A 15,249-nucleotide genomic window follows, 5' to 3' on the forward strand; every position below is an offset into this window, starting at 1 on the left:
AGCAGGGCCCGATATTTGCAGAAACTACGAAGCCAGATTCTGCCCGGACTGCATTTCGTCAGCTTGAAACCGTACCTGATCAAGCACGCAAAGCCTATGGGGCGATAAAGGGGTTCTGGCAACGTTAGAAGTCTGCATAACGGTGGAAGACTTGGCACTGAAATCAGTAGGTTAGAATCTAAAATCGCTTTAACGGTAGGCAACGACGCGAGCGACTGCTTTCTTTCAGTTTGGCGAGATTCTCCTCTACGAATTTACGAACCCACGATACCTATATCTATTATGTGGAGCGCAAAAAACGACGAGGAGATCCGTTGCGGGCTTTCAGGGACGCAGGAGAAAGCGTTCGCTCAACGATGCTTCCGAGGAACCACCAGTCCAAACCGTATAATTTCCCGGCTCGACTGCCCATTTTTTCTCCACATTCCACACCGCTAGCTGCACCTGCGGAATGCGAAAAACGACGGTTTTCGTTTCCTGAGGCTTGAGGTGTATCCGGGAAAATCCCTTCAGCGAACTCCTCGGGGTTTCGACACTGCTCACATCCTCTCGAAGATAAATTTGCGCTACCTCGTCACCTTCGCGGCCTCCTGTATTCGTTACGTCAACGGTCACCTTGACATTTCCACCGCTGCCGGGCACCGGAGGCTGCACAGCGAGGTGATCGTAGCGAAATGTTGTGTAGCTAAGGCCGAATCCGAAAGGGAAGAGCGCCTTTCCGTCGTTATCGACATACTTATAAGTGCGCGACGGGTGGCTGTTGTAGAACATCGGTAGCTGGCCGACGCTCTCGGGGAAAGTGATGGTCAGACGTCCTGCTGGATTGTTTTCTCCAAACAGGGTTTCCGCGATCGCCCTGCCACCGAACTCGCCGGGATACCATGCCTCGAGGATCGCAGGCACCTGTTGTTTGGCCCAGTCAATCGTCAGCGGCCTGCCGTTTTCAAGCACAAGGACCACGGGCTTTCCGGTCGCCACCACAGCTTCCAGCAATGGCTCCTGATTTTCCGGCAGGTCCAGCCTGGACCGGTCGAAGCTCTCGCCGGAGATTCCCTGCCACTCCCCGAGTCCGAGGATGACCACGTCCGCATCCTTCGCCTCCGCTACGGCCGCTGAAATGTCTTTGCCCGCGTCAAATGTTATCTTCGCCTGCGGAACTAGCGTTTTAATGCCGGCCAGCAAACTGATGTGCTCGCCGTTTTCTTCTTTTTCATAGTCACCATAGCGCGCCACATTGGCGTTCGGGCCGATCACCGCGATGCGTTGCACCGTTTTCGAAAGCGGTAGCAGATGGCCCTCGTTCTTGAGCAGGGTCATGGACTCGCGGGCCGACTCAAGCGAAAGCGCCAAATGCGCCGGGGAGCGATAGGCGCGCGCATCGAGCGAAGGATCGACATAGGGATGATCGAAAAGCCCTAGAGCAAACTTTACCCTCAAGACAGAACGCACGGCCCGGTCGAGGTCGGCCTGCGATAGAGAGCCCTCGTGCACGCAGTCGATCAGGGCCTGTTGGAAGACCTTATGATCGAAATCGTAAAACTGCATGTCGACGCCGGAGCGGATGGCCATGCAGGAAGCGTCCTTCGGCGATGCTGCGACATGGTGCACCTTATACAGGCGCTGGATCGCGCCAAGGTCGGAGAGCACGAATCCCTGAAAACCCCACTCGTCTCGCAGTATGGTTCTCAACAGGAATGGGTCGGCGGTGACCGGTATGCCGTCGATCTCATGATAGGCGGCCATGGTCGCCATCGCGTGCCCTTCACGGAAGGCCGGCTCGAACGATTTCAGCATGACACTGCGCAACTCGCGCTCGCCGATGTGAACCGGCGATGTGTTTGTCCCACCCTCGGGAGAACCATGTCCGGCGAAGTGCTTCGGTTCTGCGACGACGGTATGGTCGGTGCTCAGGCTTTCACCCTGCGCTCCGCGCACGTAGGCAAGGCCCAGCTGACCGGTCAGATATGGATCCTCGCCGAAATCTTCTTCGATACGGCCCCATCGAGGTTCGCGTGCGAGATCGAGCACAGGACCAAGAATCATGTCGACGCCATTGGCGCGAGCTTCCGACGCAATGGCCGCGCCGGTCTGTTCAGCAATCTCGGGGTTCCAGGTGGCAGCAAGATTGATCGGCGCGGGAAAAACGGTTCCTGTGTTGTAACCGTGCAGGCCCTCTTCGATGAACATTGCCGGTATACCAAGGCGGTTATGCTCAATGACCCACTTTTGGGCGGCATTTGCCTGCTCCGGCGTCGGATAGAGATCGTGAATTCCGCCGACACCCAGATTTCCCCATACACTCTGCGCCTTCGCCGGAAGAAAAACAGCATCCGCAGAAGCGTGGGTATCGTCGGTGTGCTTATCGACGATATCTTTCGCGCCCGCATACAAATCCAGCTGCCGTACTTTTTCTTCCAGCGTCATCCGACCAATCAGGTCGTCCAACCGTTTTTCGATCGGAGCGTTGGACTGCCGGTATACGGCGCCTTGTCCAGGTATTGCAGATGGCTGACTTTGGGCAAAGACGAGAGAAACCGAAGAAATCAGCCCGAAAAAAAGAAAGAAAATACACCGTGCTGCCAAGGCTTTTCTTCCTGGGCTGCGGAAAAAACGTCTGCCGATTCCGCCATCTTCATGCAATAAAAATCCGCTCTCCCGTACACAATCGCATCCGAACATCTTCCCTTCGTATTTCAAATTGTTTCGAGCCTCTCATTGCAGCATCGATTTCTGCGTAATTTCTCGCCCCATCAAATTAACGAATTCAGCACGAAGCCGCAACGTTAGGCGCATTTGTAACGTGCGCATATGTGATGGAAAATAATACGCTTATCCGAATGATGTCAGGCTAACGGTAGATACACTCCACGAACGAAATGCGATTCGGCCATGCATGCCGCGGCTTGCGAACGCTTCTTGGAAAGGAGTGCTAGAATTACTTTTCGCTGAATTCCACTATGTCTCAAGCCCATCAGAATGAAGCCAGAACGATAGAATTAGCGAAAATCGCTGGGACTGAGGAAGACATCGCGCTCATCCAGCAACACGTAAAGGAAGTCGTCGAAGGGGCCGCATTCAAGGGAAGCCATCGAAGCGGACAATTTCTTAAATACATCGTCGACCAGGCGATCGCCGGTCATTTCGAGTCCCTTAAAGAACGTGTCATCGGAGTCGAATTATTTGGACGTGCTCCTTCCTATGACACGGGCGATGACGCTATTGTGCGTGTAACAGCGAGCGACGTGCGCAAGCGCCTTCTACAGCATTACGGCCGATATGGCTCGATTTCGCAGTTCCGCATCAGCCTGCCGCTGGGATCTTACATTCCTGAAATATGGCGCGATACACCTCCTGTAGCCGGTTCGCCACATCAGGAAGCCGCACATGAAGTCCAACATCCGCATTCCGAGGCAGTAACACATCCGAATGGCCACATCGTTTCTTCGGAAATATCTGTTCCTGCTCCGGCTCCTCTCACGACCATTGCAGACCTGAATCAGAAGAAGCGCCGGCGATGGCTCGCTGCGTGCCTGGTTCTCACAATCGCTAACGTAGCGCTGTGGGGCATCCTCTGGAACCACTTTGCCCGCAGGAGAACCGAAGCGTCTTCCACGCTTCCATGGTCCGTGCTGTTCAATTCTCCGCACGCCTTGCAACTCATCACCAGCGATCCGGATATCGGCGAAATACAGGGATATACCGACCAGCAGATCTCTGTGTCCGACTACGCCAACCACAATTACATTCCGAATCCAGATAAGTTGACGCCCGGGATATCTCAGCTTTGCCAGATCCTGCTGCGTGGGAATAAAGCTTCGTTGGTGGATACGCCGATTGCCGTCAGCATCGCGGAACTCGCGCAGGCCAATTCGAAGAAAATTGAAGTCCATCCCGCGCGAAGCGTACAGCTTCCCAACCTGCAGACCGATGATAATTTCGTCCTTCTCGGGAGCCCGCGCTCGAATCCATGGAGCACTTTTTTCAGCGATCAGCTCAATTTCCGCTTTGTCTATGACAAGAATTCCGGACAGGAAATCATTCGCAATCTACACCCGCGACCACACGAGCAAGCTCAATATGTACCGACGGCTCTTGGATGGGCCACCGGCCAGTCGTACGCTATCGTCGCTCTGGTTCGCAATCCCGATCAGAATGGGCAGGTGCTTCTGCTTGGGGGAGCCAATGCTGAAGGCACGGAAGCTGCGAGCAAGCTTGTGACCGACCTTCCTCGCCTGACAGCCGCGCTTGGAGACTGCGGTATTCCTCCCGGTGGCGCGCTACAACACTTTGAACTGCTCTTGCGATTGAACATGATGACGGGGTCTCCTACCAACGTCAACGTCGAGGCATGCCACATTTTGCCCGATAGTGCCGCCCATTAGGATTATCGGGCTTTGTATGCGACCTTTCTGATTCTCTCTTTTCCTGCGGCCTCACCCGTAAATACTGCACGCGATGCACAACAGGTATCTACCGTTACGCCCGCCAACGGTCTGTTTTCTCTCATTTTTCATATAGATACAGCAATGTTACGAGTCCTGCCTAACGTTGCGTCGACCGCATGCCGTCTCATAGATTGTGAAAGAAGTAAAAGCCAATATCGTATGGTTTGCGTCGCGATATTGACATGGACAACGCCATGAGGCGAGGGAACAGGAGAATCCAAATTGATTTCCAGAAGAGGTTTTCTTGCGGGCAGTTCGGCTCTCGCTTTGCATGGCCTCAAAAAGCTTCGCGGCGCTTCGCACCATGCGGTACTCCCACAGCATCCTCAACCCGATCCTGAAGGTGTTGCGCGCTTTGTAAAGATCGCGATTGGAACCGGCGGCCACGGACACACCTATCCGGGCGCAACGGTTCCGTTCGGCATGGTTCAGCTCAGTCCGGACACTTATAACCAGGGATGGGACTGGTGCTCCGGATACCACTATTCCGACAACTCCATCATGGGCTTCAGTCATACACACCTGAGCGGCACCGGTATCGGAGACATGCTCGATGTTCTTCTGATGCCCTGTACGGGAACGGTGAAAACGATTCCCGGCAGCCGTGAAAATCCCGATGCGGGTTACCGTTCTCGCTTCTCACATGACGAGGAAGTTGCCGTGCCCGGATATTATTCGGTACTTCTGCGCGATTATCAGATTCGCGCCGAACTGAGCGCGACCGCCAGGGCGGGCATTCACCGATATACCTTTCCGGCGAGTGACAGCGGTCACTTTGTTCTCGATCTGGATCACGGCTACGCCACCGGCCCCGACAGCGTTCTATGGGCGAACATAAAAATAGTAGGCAACGATACGATCGTTGGCGGACGCAGCACAGCACGCTGGGCCAAAGGACGTGAAATTTATTTTGCTATGAAGTTTTCCCGGCCATTCGACAGGGTCGAGGTGCAAGCGGACGGCAGGAATCTGCAGGACCTCCACGAGGAAGCCAAAGGAAAATCTCTCAAATGCGTACTCCACTATGCGACAAAAGCCCGGGAAACGATACTGGTCAAGACTGGTATCTCAGGTGTAAGCGCAGAAGGCGCGTTACGCAACCTTGAGGCGGAGATTCCCGGATGGGACTTTGACGAGGTGACTGCTCAGGCTCTTCATGAATGGGAACAGGCGCTGTCGAAAATTAGAGTCGAGGGCGGAACGCAAAAGCAGCGAGAGATCTTCTATACCGCGCTCTATCATTCCCTGCTGGCTCCCACCCTTTTTGACGATGTGGACGGCAGCTACCGTGGCATGGACGACGCAGTCCATCAGCTTCCACCGGGCGCTCACAATTACAGCACCTTCTCGCTTTGGGATACCTACCGCGCGGCACACCCGCTGCTTACACTCGTCCAGCAGGAGCGTGTGCCTGATCTCGTAAATTGCCTGATTCGCATGGCACATGAAAGCCCTGTAGGCATGCCGGTGTGGCCGCTGCAGGCGAAAGAAACCGAATGCATGTCCGGCTACCATTCCGTGGTAGTGATAGCCGAGGCTCTGCAAAAGGGCTTCCCCGGAATCGATGTTCCTGGCGCGTATGCTGCAATGAAAAAACAGGCGCTGGAAAGCAACTACAAGGGCCTTCCTTTGTATAGAAAGCATGGCTACATTCCGTGCGATCTGGAAGCGGAATCCATGGGTAAAAGCATGGATTATGCGTATGATGACTGGGCTGTAGCTTATGTAGCCCGCGTCGCAGGCGAGCAGAAGGATGCTGGTTTTCTCCTGGAGCGTGCGCGCAGCTATGCCAATTTATATGACAAGGAAACGGGCTTCGTGCGTCCACGCCTGGCTAATGGCATGTGGGCAGAGCCGTTTGCGCCGAACGAGATGGGGCACTCACGGAAGTGGCGCGATTTCACTGAGTCGAATGCCTGGCAAGCGACCTTTGCGGTACAGCATGATCCTAAGGGGTTGGCCGACCTTATGGGCGGACGTGAAATGCTGCTGGAAAAACTGGACGGCATCTTCAACGCCAGTTCCGTTATGCCTGCCGATGCGCCAGACGACATTGCTGGACTCGTCGGACAATACGCGCACGGAAACGAACCAAGTCATCACATCGCCTATCTTTATGTGTATGCCGGCGCCCCTTACAAGACGCAGGAACGCGTCCGCAGCCTGATGGAAACGATGTATGACAACAAGCCCGATGGCCTCGCCGGGAACGAAGATTGCGGGCAGATGTCTGCGTGGTATGTCATGAGCGCTGTGGGCTTCTATGCGGTGGATCCAGTGAGCGCTAATTACGTTTTCGGCACGCCGCTGTTCGACAGGATGACTATCGATATGGGAAAAGACCGTCAACTTATCCTTGAGGCGAAACGAGCCTCGGCAAACAGCCAATATATCGACTCCTTGAGATTCAACGGCGAACCGTATACCCGGCTTTGGTTCAGCCACTCTTCCATCGCGCGAGGCGGCCATATCGAGTGGCAACTAACGGACCGGCCTAATGAAAGCCTCGGCTCCAAAGCTGAGGCCTCCCCACCGTCCATGACCACATAAGCTGAGACATGATGGAAAGACGACGCTTTTTGATTTCTGCTCTTGCTCTATCCGCTGCATCGCTGGCGAACAAGGCACCGGGATTGTCGCTTGGCGCGCATAAGGCTTCGCACCGCCGTAATTACAACTTTCATAGAACGATTTCAAGAGAGGTGCTCGACAACTATCTCTCCCGATCGATCTCAATGGAAGGCCTGCTGAATGGCCGAGGCGATCTGACGGACGACATTCGCATGCTGGCGAGCGCTGGAGCGAAATATATTGGCCGCAGCATCTGCTTATGGGCCAAGGAAGCTGAGCTGATAGATAATCTTGAACGAGCGCGACGGCAGCTGCCGCAAGTGCACGCCGCCGATCCGGAGATGGTGCTTGAGGCGTGCATCTTTGAAATCGTCACAACCCAGGTGGAACAGGTGCCGGTGCCGGATTGGGCTTTCGCTGCGCTGGGACAGCCGATTGAGAAGCGAAACTTCCGCTATGCAGACATCGCTTATGCGCAGGGACCGCGCAAAGATCAGTGGGGCGTTGGCTCGTCCGTACCCGATGTGAGCCGCCCGGAAACGAAGCTCTGGTTTTATTTCCTGGCGCGATCGTATATCGACTTCGGGGTTGAGGGGATCCATTTCGGGCAGGCCGAGATCATGAACGGCAATGATCCTGACCTCGCCCACTGGGAACAGGTCTTCACCCTGGTGCGCGACTATGCATCGAAACATGCGCGTCGGCGTATGGTTCTCTGCAATGCCCATGTCCCCAGCGGCGGTCTGGTGCGTAACGGCAAACTATTGCTGGATTTTCACGCTTTCCCGCTGCGCATTATGGAAATGCCCGATCAGCCGGAGAAGGCAATCCTGAAGATTGGCTTCTCCGATGGTATCTATGGACGGAGCAAAGGCGGCGTCACTTATAGCGGCTGGTCCTGCGAGCATCTTCCTTATCTGGTGGAATTAGACAACTGGGGCGCCAGTAAGCATCCAGGGCAATCGCGGCAAGGGGGCAACTGGGTCTGGGGCTACGATGAAATTACATGGTTCGCGCACCAGAACAAACAATATCGCAGCGACTGGCTGCACTATGCCTGGAACTGGGTGAGGAAAATAGATCCTAACGGCTACCTGGAAATGCCGGGTAGCCGGACGATGCGGTCGCCGCTTGATCACCGCAACTGGTATTACGCCAATGCTCCCAGCGCAGCCGTACCGGATGGTCTTGGCGACGAAGTTGCCATTCGCGCTATCTGGTCGGCTGACCAATCATAGAGTTATTTGAGTCAAAACATTCTTGGACAGCGTTTGCGAGGCTGGACACCGTGCCATGGACTTTTATCGGATCTCCTCAGGTACGCGACTACGTAATTTCGAGCTTCTCGTGCGCCTCAACAATATGCCAGTTCAACCAGAACGATCGATATAGCGGACTGCCCCCGGCTCTCGATTCTCAAAGCCAGCTAGCTTTTGGCAGCTCATCTGGTCGGCGCAGCTTCCCACCCAGGCTGAACCTCACTCGTCGTGGCTGATCCGTCTTTGCTCATCGGACCTTCAGTTATGCTGCCAGCATCCCGAGGTGGCTACCGTTACGTGTGTCCCGCCCGAAACTGTCCAGCCATATCAAAGAGATACGGCATAGTTAGGAACCGTCTCTAACCTTGCCAAAGCATCTTCCCACCGCCGTAGTGTGATCCGTGGAATGAAAAGCAGGAGATCGAATCACCGCTTTGACTCGATTCGACAGCAGGATAGCCATTTGTTTCCGGTCACAAATCGCTCCCTGCCGACTATTGCTGCACTTTGTAAGAACCCACGGAGGTCAGGATGACACAACGAAGAAGTTGGCTTAAGCGCTTTCATTTGAGTTTCGTGCTCATTACAGTATGTTGCGCGAGTGTGTTGAGCTTTGCGCAAAGCGATCGCGGCAGTATATCGGGAATCGTCACCGATCCATCAGGCTCCGGAATACCGGGGGTCAAGATCACCGCTACCAATATCGCAATGGGCACGCAGAACTCTACTGTCACGACTGAATCAGGAAACTATACGATCCCGCAATTAGCCGCAGGCGAATACTCTGTGACGGTAGTTGCGCCTGGGTTTGCTGAGCTGATCCACACCGGAATTACGGTTTTGGTTGGGCAGACAGCACGTGTCGATTTGAAACCGGGTGTTGGGCAAGTCACGTCGACGGTTACGGTGACAGCGGATGCTCCTCTGCTCCAGACAGAGAGTGCACAGAACAATGTCCAGGTCACCACGAGGGACCTCAATGAGCTTCCGATCAACATTACCGGTATCGGAGCTGTGCGCGACCCGATGGGTTTTGCCGCTTTGGTGCCGGGAACCATCGCGGGCGGCTGGAACGATATCCACATCAGCGGCTCGCCCGCGACGACCTACCGCGTCTTTATGGACGGACTGGATGACACCTCGGCGGTAAAGGGCGCGATCTCCGATGAGCAGCAGCCCTCAGTCGAATCGCTCGGGTCAGAATCCGTGATGATCAATAACTATTCCGCTAAATTTGGTCAGTCCGGCGGCGGAATCTTCAATTACACCTCGAAATCAGGCACCAGGAGACTGCATGGGTCGGCCTTCATGTACCTCGAGAATGAGGACCTGAACGCCGGACAGCCCTTCAACTACACCCCAAGCGGCGAGAAATATAACCCGGCGCAACGGCAGCTTGACTTCGGCGGTTCTTTCGGCGGACCGGTGGTGATTCCTCACCTTTACGACGGCCGCAACAAAACTTTCTTCTTCTTCGCGTACGAGGAATACCACAACACGCAAACGCTCAACCAGGGAACCATCACGGTTCCCACGAACGCCTATCTGAATGGCGATCTGAGCTCTCTCCTGCTTGGTCCCATTGTCGATTCCAATGGGGCCCCTGTCCTCGATTGTCTGGGTCGGCCGATGATCAATGGCGCAGTGTACAACCCGGCGACGACCAGAGTAGCAACCTGCACGGATGGCTCAACCAAAACGGTCCGGGATCCGTTCCCGAATAATTTTATCGGCGCGCCCAGCACATGGGATCCGGTGGCCCAGAAGGCTCTTGCTTACATGCCTACTCCCTCCGGGTCTACTGCCAATGCGCTGACCAACAACTATCCCAATTTGCAGCCGAACAACAAGTACCAGTACCTGACGAGCATCAAGATCGATCACTCGATCGGTGAGAAGTGGCACTTCTCGGGTTATTACATTGCCGAGTATTCCAACAAAGACAATGCTGCTAACGGCATAAACACCGCGGGAGGCTCGACCCGCTGGAATATGACGCCCGCCCCGCAGATATATCTCAACGCGGACTATACGGCCACGCCGAATCTGGTGCTGCACGCCGGATTCGACTTTACGCGTCACAACGCCCTGCAGAATTCGGCGGTGCAGGATTTCAAAGCGTCAACTCTCGGGTTGAACACGGCGGCAAATATGCCAGGCGGCGCTGCGAATACTTTTCCGATCTTCTCCGGGCTTACCGTCAACCGTCAGAGTGTTCCGCAACTGGGAATAAACAACGCGCCGTTTATTGACAATAACTGGTACAACACTGAGTCCGCGATCTGGGTTCACGGCCGCCATGTTTTCGAATTAGGCGGCGATTTCCGTCATCAGTCGTTTGGCACTCACAACGACCTGTCGGCCGGGTCTTACGGTTTCTCTGCCGATCAGACGTCTCTGCCGTCGTCCCAGGGCCAAAACCTTTATGGAGCGAGCCTCGGCGACGGTTTCGCGAGCTTCGTTCTTGGCCAATTGAGTGGCGCAAGCATCGGGAACGATAACATTCAGTGGTTTCACCGTCTGGAAGGCGGGCTTTACGTGCTGGACACCTGGAAGCTCACGCGCAACCTCACAGTGAACTATGGACTGCGCTGGGATCTCGAACAGATGCAACGTGAACAACATGACCGGGAAACGCAATTTAGTCCCACTGTCGTGAATCCGTCAGCTGGCGGCCTGCTGGGTGGAACCGAATACGAGGGATATGGGCAAGGACGTTGCAACTGCATTTTCGAGAAGTTCTATCCCTGGATGGTTCAACCTCGCCTTGGTATCAGTTATCAACTGGATCCAAAGACCGTACTCCATGCGGCGACCGGACTTTACTCTGGCCCGCAGCTCTTCATGAACGAAGAGATCTACAGCAACCAGGGATTTGGCTTTAACCAGGTGTTCCTGACCAGTCCTTCGTATGGCATTGCCGCTGGACAGCTTTCTAATGGCATACCGTACTCCTCGGCTGCTCTGACAGCTACCGACTTCGACCCTGGCGCCTATCCGAACATCGGTCAACTCAACTCGCCCCCGCCGTTCATTGTTCCCAACAATGGTCGTCCGCCACGTTTCCTGCAATCAACCGTTTCCATCGAGCGCGAGATTGCAAACAGCCTGGCGCTCAAAATATCCTACCTCAGTAACCGCGGTGCCTGGCTCAACTCCGACGGGCTCACGAATACTATAAACGAGCTCACTCCTACGGTCCTCTCACAGAAATATGGTTTAAATGTTGCCAACCCAAACGACTTCAATCTGCTGACGCAGCCGATCTCTTCTCCTGCCGTGGCGGCAAGAGGCTTCGTGGCTCCGTACTCCACTTTCCCGTCTGGAGCCACACTGGCCCAGGCATTACGGCCATTCCCGCAATTCGGTAATATTGGCGACTACTACGAGCACAATGGCAATTGGTGGTATGACGCGCTTCAAATCCAGGTTACCAAACGTCTCAAGAACGGATTGTCGGGTGGTCTCGGTTACTCTTGGTCGAAGAATCTGGGAACCATCACCAGTACTGGAACTTACACCGTGGCGATGCCGGTACAGGATCCCAGCCAGCCGGCCAAGAACGCAAAATCCTATGTGGCCATCGACCAGCCGCACATGCTCAATTTTTACTTCAATTACGAGGTGCCGAGATTCAGTTTTGCGCAAACGGGCTGGAAGCGCCTGCTATTAACCGGCTGGACAACTGATGGAATTTTCCATTACCAGAGCGGTTTTCCGATACAAACACCGAATTCGACGAGCCCTCTAACTTCTGTGACGTTCGGTAACGCAGTCTGGGCGAATCGCGTTCCAGGTCAGAAGCTCTTCCTGCACAGCCTCAACAGCCACAACGTCGATCCCCACACTACGTTCTTTCTCAATCCCGCTGCGTGGGCAGAGCCGGCCCCCGGAACCTACGCTACTTCCAAGCCTTTCTATGGCGATTATCGTGGTCCGAGATATCCAAACGAACAGTTGGGCTTCGGCAAGGTCATCCCTCTTAAGGAGGGGCTGAAATTTTCGCTCCGCGCGGATTTCTTCAATGTCTTTAATCGCTGGGCGTATCCTAACCTGAATAACACGTCAAATCCTTTTCAGACTCCTCAGTATGCGAGCGACGGAAGCATTTCCAACGGTTTCGGCTTCTTCGGAGATGGCATCTCCGGCGCGGGCGGCAACTTTGCTCCGAGAAGTGGCGAGTTCGTCGCGAGAATCGAATTCTAGCGTCCATTCAGCCAAACTCTAACGAACAGGCCAGATGAATTCATCTGGCCTGTTAACTTGCACGAAAGTGTTTTGTACGGACAACATGTAGCAAAATTGGTATCCAAGAAAAGGATGGGTGTTATGGAGCTGACTGGTGCAACCCCACCTGGAATGATTTGTGCGGAAGAATGAAGTTGGCAATCACGCGACGTAACTTTCTAACAGGCTTGGCTGCTCTAAGTTCGGGAACATTGGACTCCCGGGCATTGTCGCTATTGCGCACTTCTTTTCAGGATGCCGAGCACGATTCCGAGAAACCTCGGGAGCAATATTTCGAGACATGGACAGCACAGAAAACAGGAATCACCTGGAAACACGACAATGCACTCTCGAGACTTCGCTATTTGCCAGAATCCATGGGGCCGGGGGTGGGTATATTCGACTACGATAATGACGGCTGGATGGATCTGTATTTTGTAAATAGCGGTCCTGCGGATTTCTTTCAGCCTGCAAAACCGCTACGCAATGCTTTGTACCACAACAACCGCGACGGAACCTTTACCGATGTGACGGAAAAGGCAGGAGTGGCGGGAAGAGATTTCGGCATTGGCGTTGCAGCCGCCGACTACGATCGAGACGGATGGACAGATATCCTGGTAACAACCTATGGACGGCTGATTCTCTATCACAACAATCATGACGGAACCTTTACAGATGTGACCAAAGCCGCAGGCCTGGATGAGCCGGGCCTGTTCACCAGCGCTGCCTGGTTTGATTCTGACAACAATGGCCTGCTCGATTTGTTCGTCTGTCACTTCGTAAAGTACGGCAAATCGCTGGAACAGGATTGCAGCGTAAACGGGATTCGCCACTATTGCTATCCAAAGACATATGAAGCTTGGGCGAGCCGTCTCTATAAGAACAACGGCGATGGAACCTTCACCGACATAAGCGCTCCTTCCGGGATTGGGAAGTATTTGGGGAAGGCCTTTGGGGTTGTCGCGACTGACATCAACAACGATGGCCTGCTGGATCTGTTTGTTGCAAATGATTCCGTTCCCAACTTCCTGTATCTGAATAAGGGAGGCGGCAAGTTTGAAGAGATCGGTTTCCAGGCGGGTGTGGCATATAGTGCGGATGGTGCGGCGCGCTCGGGCATGGGCGTAGACGCGGCCGATTTTGATGGCGACGGCCGGGAAGATCTTCTCGTCGCTAATATTAGTCGTGAACGCGATTCTCTATACCGCAATACCGGGCACAATACATTTGTGGATGCAGCCGGCGCGACTGGACTAGGCATGGCGACTGCGATGTATACGGGGTGGGGCTGTCGCTTTGTCGATTTCGATCTGGATGGAAGACAGGATTTGATTTTGGTCAGTGGACACCCGGACGATCTCATCGAATCGGTCAACAGCAGCTTGCAGTATCGAGAGCCTCTTTTACTTTTTCACAACAATGGCAATGGGTTTGACAATGTCAGTGCTGCAGGTGGTCCGGCCTTCAAAGAGTCGTATGCAGCCAGGGGGCTTGCTGTGGGAGATCTCGATAATGACGGGCGTGTCGATATGGTTGTCGGGATCAGTGGCGGAGCTCCCCTGGTCCTTCACAATGTAGTTAGCAATTCAAATCGTTGGATCGGTCTGAGTCTTACCGGACTTACAGTGGGCGCCAGGATCACGTGGTCGGTCAACGGAGCTGAGCACAGTATTTTCAAGCGAGGCGGTGGAAGCTATCTCTCTTCCTGTGATCCGCGCGATGTATTGGGCCTGGGCGCGGCGGAATATGCCGACTGGATTCAGGTTCGATGGCCCGCGGCCATCGGACGCACAGACCGCTTCGAACATGTGCGCGCTGGCAAGTACTACTCCTTGTCGCCTGGGGGGAAGCTTCTATGATTCTGCTTCTCGCACTGCAACTCGCAGTCGGCGCAGCACAACATTATGAGAACGCCAAACAGGATTTTGCCCAACGGAAATTTTCCGAGGCCGTTAGCGAAGTTGATGCAGCCCTGCATGAGAACCCATATATGGTTCCGGCCCTGGTCCTCAAGGCTCGGCTAGCCACCTTTGCGCATCGTCCGGATGTTGCCAAGAGCTGTCTCATCACGGCCATCACAGCCGATCCAACATCCGAAGAGGCGCAGTTCTTTCTTGGGGTGTTTTACTACATGCAAAACGATTTCAAATTGGCGATCTCACCGCTGCAGACAGCCCAAACCCTCTCTCCTGAAAATCCACTGCCCGTCTTCTATCTTGCGATGACCCATGAAGCTATGGGACAAGACGCCAACGCCTTGAAGCTCTACCAGCAGGCAGAGAATCTTTCCCCGCAGAAATCGGCGCAAACCGCGTCGATTCTTGTGGCATACGGCAGGTTTCTACTTTCACAGGGCCGCAACGAGGACAGTATTGAAAAAGATCGACGCGCCGTTGAGGCAGACCCTGACTCTCGCGATGCACACTATGAATTGGCAAAGGGGTTGGATCGCGATGGAGATCCCAAGAATGCCGCACTCGAAGGAGAACGAGCCCTGACTCTGCCAGCGCTCGGCACCAGCGATGCCCAGATCCATTTTCTCCTGGCAAATGTCTATCGGAAATTGAATCAACCTGATTTAGCAAAGGCCCATTTGGAGAAATTCCAGGCTGCTCCCCAGACAGCTCGCAGGTGAGTTGTGCTTCGTCAGAGTGCACTGTGGAATGGCGCCGATAAAAAATGAATTGCTTCGTCTACCCGATTTCCTGATTGGTCTAATGTTCGGAAGCGCCGGCCAGAAGACGACA

General features: G+C 54.4%; 7 protein-coding genes. 6 read left to right on the forward strand and 1 reads right to left on the reverse strand.

The features are described from left to right. Window positions 1-324: 324 nt before the first annotated feature. Complete coding sequence (locus GSQ86_RS13145) at window positions 325-2,583, reverse strand: glycoside hydrolase family 3 N-terminal domain-containing protein (RefSeq protein WP_254062356.1); 2,259 nt, start codon at window positions 2,581-2,583, stop codon at window positions 325-327. Window positions 2,584-2,957: 374 nt separating this feature from the next. Here GSQ86_RS13145 and GSQ86_RS13150 point away from each other — a divergent pair, with 374 nt between their 5' ends. The 6 genes from GSQ86_RS13150 to GSQ86_RS13175 all read left to right on the forward strand — a co-directional run bounded on the left by GSQ86_RS13150 (window position 2,958) and on the right by GSQ86_RS13175 (window position 15,137). Further along, entirely contained in the window at window positions 2,958-4,382 is a 1,425-nt protein-coding gene (locus GSQ86_RS13150; protein WP_158750391.1) for a hypothetical protein, read from the forward strand. A gap of 285 nt (window positions 4,383-4,667) precedes the next feature. After that, window positions 4,668-6,995 (forward strand): GH92 family glycosyl hydrolase, encoded by a 2,328-nt coding sequence (locus GSQ86_RS13155; protein ID WP_158750392.1) that lies wholly within the window; start codon window positions 4,668-4,670, stop codon window positions 6,993-6,995. A 29-nt stretch (window positions 6,996-7,024) separates the two neighbouring features. Then, window positions 7,025-8,254, forward strand: coding sequence for a hypothetical protein (locus GSQ86_RS13160; RefSeq protein ID WP_158750393.1), 1,230 nt, complete (start codon window positions 7,025-7,027; stop codon window positions 8,252-8,254). 552 nt (window positions 8,255-8,806) lie between these two features. Next, a complete protein-coding gene (locus GSQ86_RS13165) occupies window positions 8,807-12,481 on the forward strand; it encodes a carboxypeptidase-like regulatory domain-containing protein (RefSeq protein ID WP_158750394.1) in 3,675 nt (1,224 codons plus the stop codon). A 386-nt stretch (window positions 12,482-12,867) separates the two neighbouring features. Next, a complete protein-coding gene (locus GSQ86_RS13170) occupies window positions 12,868-14,361 on the forward strand; it encodes a CRTAC1 family protein (protein ID WP_254062357.1) in 1,494 nt (497 codons plus the stop codon). After that, window positions 14,358-15,137, forward strand: a complete 780-nt coding sequence (locus GSQ86_RS13175; RefSeq protein ID WP_158750396.1) for a lipopolysaccharide assembly protein LapB — start codon at window positions 14,358-14,360, stop codon at window positions 15,135-15,137. The genes GSQ86_RS13170 and GSQ86_RS13175 overlap by 4 nt, the downstream gene beginning before the upstream one ends. The last annotated feature ends 112 nt before the right edge of the window (window positions 15,138-15,249 follow it).

The organism is Acidobacterium sp. S8, assembly GCF_009765985.1.
Classification (GTDB): domain Bacteria; phylum Acidobacteriota; class Terriglobia; order Terriglobales; family Acidobacteriaceae; genus Alloacidobacterium.